We start from the raw sequence: 3,800 nt of genomic DNA, 5'->3' as shown, positions 1-3,800 counted from the left end.
CCCGCCCCGGGCCCCCCCCGGCGCGGGCGGGTGCCGCTCAGCGCGCGGCGGCCGAGCCGCGGTTGCGGCGGTGCGAGTCGATCAGCAGGTCCTGGACGTGCCGCAGCGGGCGGCCCTCGGCGTCCTGCGAGTGCCGGGTCCAGGAACCGTCCGCACCCAGGTGCCAGGAGTCCGTCTCGGCCGAGACGCCCAACTCCAGCAGGTTGTTCAGCGACGCCCGCTGCGCCGGGTCGGTGACCCGGACCAGCGCCTCGATCCGGCGGTCCAGGTTGCGGTGCATCATGTCGGCACTGCCGATCCACACCTCCGGATCGCCGCCGTTGCCGAACATGAAGATCCGCGAGTGCTCCAGGAACCGGCCCAGGATCGACCGCACCCTGATGTTCTCGCTCAACCCCGGCACGCCCGGCCGGATCGCGCAGATGCCGCGCACCCACACGTCCACCGGCACGCCCGCCTGCGACGCCCGGTACAGCGCGTCGATGAACACCTCGTCGACGATCGAGTTCACCTTGATCTTGACGAAGGCCGGCCGCCCGGCCCGGTGGTGCGCGATCTCCCCGTTGATCCGCGCCACCAGCCCGTCCCGCAGCCCGCGCGGCGCCGTCAGCAGCCGCCGGTACGACTCCCGCCGGGAGTACCCCGACAGCCGGTTGAACAGGTCCGACAGGTCCGCGCCGACCTGCGGGTCCGAGGTCAGCAGACCCAGGTCCTCGTACAGCCGCGCCGTCTTCGGGTGGTAGTTGCCGGTGCCCACGTGCGAGTACCGCCGCAGCGTGTCGCCCTCCTGACGGACCACCAGAGACAGCTTGCAGTGCGTCTTCAGCCCGATCAGGCCGTACACCACGTGGCAGCCCGCCTCCTCGAGCTTGCGGGCCCACTTGATGTTGGCCTGCTCGTCGAAGCGCGCCTTGATCTCCACCAGCACCAGCACCTGCTTGCCGGACTCGGCCGCGTCGATCAGCGCGTCCACGATCGGCGAGTCACCGGAGGTCCGGTACAGCGTCTGCTTGATCGCCAGCACGTGCGGATCGCCGGCGGCCTGCTCCAGGAACGCCTGCACCGAGGTGGAGAACGAGTCGTACGGGTGGTGCAGCAGCACGTCCCGCTCGCGCATCGCCGCGAAGATGTCCGGCTGCGAGGCCGACTCCACGTCGGTCAGACCGCGCGCGGTGCCCGCCACGAACTTCGGGTACTTCAGCTCCGGCCGGTCCAGCTCGGCGATCCCGAACAGCCCGGTCAGGTCCAGCGGCCCGGGCAGCGGGAAGACCTCCGCCTCGGTGATGTTCAGCTCCCGCACCAGCAGGTCCAGGATGTACGGGTCGATCGACTCCTCGACCTCCAGCCGCACCGGCGGCCCGAAGCGGCGCCGCATCAGCTCCTTCTCCAGCGCCTTCAGGATGTTCTCGGTGTCGTCCTCCTCCACCTCCAGGTCCTCGTTGCGAGTGACCCGGAACGCGTGGTGGGCGAGCACCTCCATCCCCGGGAACAGCTCCTCCAGGTGCGTCCCGATCACGTCCTCCAGCGGTACGTACCGCTGGGGCGAGGCCTCCAGGAAACGGGCGAGCGTCGGCGGTACCTTCACCCGGGCGAAGTGCTTGTGCCCCGACACCGGGTTGCGCACCACCACCGCCAGGTTCAGGGACAGTCCCGATATGTACGGGAACGGGTGCGCCGGGTCGACTGCCAGCGGCGTCAGCACCGGGAAGATGTGCTGCCGGAACAGCGTGTGCAGCCGCGCCTGCTCGGTCTCCGTCAGCTCCGCCCAGCGCACCAGCTCGATGCCTTCGGACGCCAGGTCCGGCAGCACCTCCTGCTGGAAGGTCGCCGCGTGACGGGCCATCAGCTCCCGCGAACGCCGCCAGATCAGGTCCAGCACCTCGCGCGGCTGCAGACCGGACGCACTGCGCTGGGCCACCCCCGTGGCGATCCGGCGCTTCAGCCCCGCCACCCGGACCATGAAGAACTCGTCCAGGTTGGACGCGAAGATCGCCAGGAACTTCGCCCGCTCCAGCAGCGGGATGTTCGGGTCCTCCGCCAGCTCCAGCACCCGCTCGTTGAACGCCAGCCAGCTGCGCTCACGGTCCAGGAACCGGCCCTGCGGCAGCTCGGCCTCCCCGTCGGCCTGACCGTCCGGAGCCCCGGCGAAGGCCGCCGACACCGCCGCCGGCAGCGCGGTGGTCGCCAACGCCGCCTCCGGCTCCACGGCGGGCTCCGCGACCGGATCGGCCACCGGCTCGGCCGCACGCGGCTTGCGCGCCGCGGCCCGCGGCTTGGCCGCCGTCTTCGACTCCTTCGCCGCGGACTTCGGCTCGGTCTTCACACCGGACCGGGTGGCCGGCTTCTGCTCGGTGCTCTGCTCGGCCTTGGCGGCCGAGTCGGAGACGGGGCGGGGGATGCTCATCAGTTCCAGCTCCTCCTGCAGGACAGAGTCCCGGCGGGGCGAAGGGCATGCCGTCGCCACATGCGAATCGTCCTCGTCCATCCAGCTCCACCCACCCGGCGCGGCCGGAATCGGACCGGCCTGACCGGGGGTGGATCGGTGACGCGGACGGGGCAATACGGACGACATTCTGTGATCTTCGCGGCGTCAATTGAATCCACGGTAAACACCGCATGGCCAGGAGGAAAGCTGAGTCGGTCACCCCTGTGGCTGCTACCGGACGCCGCCCTCCGGTGGCATCCGACCAGCTCACCGACCCGCCATCGGCTCCCATCGGTACATCAGGTCGACCTCGTGCACCGAGAACCCGAGCCGCTCGTACACCCGGACGGCCGCAGCATTGTCAGCATCCACGTACAGCATCACCGTCGCCAGTCCGCGCTCCAGGACCAGGTACCGCAGCCCGACCGCGGTCAGCGCCTTCCCCAGCCCGCCGCCCTGCTCCGCCGGGTCGACGCCCACCACGTACACCTCGCCCAGCCCGTCCGGCTGCACCTTCGTCCAGTGGTACCCCACCAGCCGACCGTCGCGCTCCGCCAGGAAGAACCCCTTCGGGTCGAACCACGGCTCCGCCATCCGCTCCGCCAGGTCCCGCGACGTCCACGACCCCTGCTCCGGATGGTGCGCGAACGCCAGCGCGTTCAACGCCAACCACGCCTCCTCGTCCCGCCCCGGCTCGAAGGTCCGCACGACCACGCCGGCCGGCAGCGCCACCGCCTCCGGTGCCTCGGCCGTACGCCGCATCTGCCGCAATTCCCGCACCAGCTCCGCCCCGTGCACCTCCGCCAGGTGCCGCGCCGCCGGCAGCCCGCCGTGCGCCCAGAAGTCCAACGCCCCCTCGGCCCCCGCCAGCACCTCCCGCACCAGCGCACCGCCCAGCCCGCGCCCCCGCTCCCCCGGCACCACGGTCAACTCCACGGTCCCCGGCCGCTCCCCCTCGACCTGGCCGTACCCCACCACCGCCGACCCGACCGACTGCACCAGGTGCCGCACCCCCTCCCGCGACTCCCCGGCCCGGACCCGCAACCGCCCGGCCTCCGACACCGCCTGGCGCCCGTCCACCCGCGCCACCTCCGCGAGCAGCCCCCGCACCGCCTCCGCCTGCCCCGCGGTCAGCACCTCGACGCGCTCGACCCGGGCAGCGCCTGACGTGTTCTCAGATGTCTCCATACCGCCGAGCGTACGACCTTCCGCGCGTCGCGCATCGAATTGCGCGCGGAACGCGAAGAAGCCCCCTGACATCCCGTCAGGGGGCTTCTTCCGAAAGATTGTTCGGCGGCGTCCTACTCTCCCACAGGGTCCCCCCTGCAGTACCATCGGCGCTATGAGGCTTAGCTTCCGGGTTCGGAATGTAACC

General features: G+C 71.3%; 2 protein-coding genes and 1 rRNA gene. All 3 read right to left on the bottom strand.

Features of this window, described 5'->3' with window-relative positions:
* Window positions 1–37: 37 nt before the first annotated feature.
* A complete protein-coding gene (locus AB0K51_RS34655; protein ID WP_363462252.1) occupies window positions 38–2,404 on the bottom strand; it encodes an RNA degradosome polyphosphate kinase in 2,367 nt (788 codons plus the stop codon).
* Window positions 2,405–2,692: 288 nt separating this feature from the next.
* Window positions 2,693–3,613, bottom strand: a complete 921-nt coding sequence (mshD, locus tag AB0K51_RS34650; RefSeq protein WP_363462250.1) for a mycothiol synthase — start codon at window positions 3,611–3,613, stop codon at window positions 2,693–2,695.
* Window positions 3,614–3,713: 100 nt separating this feature from the next.
* Window positions 3,714–3,800: ribosomal RNA gene (rrf, locus tag AB0K51_RS34645) — 5S ribosomal RNA — on the bottom strand; the annotation flags it as partial.

The organism is Kitasatospora sp. NPDC049285, assembly GCF_040678815.1.
Lineage (GTDB): Bacteria > Actinomycetota > Actinomycetes > Streptomycetales > Streptomycetaceae > Kitasatospora.
Note: the sequence above shows the minus strand (reverse complement) of the source record. Positions and strands in the feature narration are given on the sequence as shown.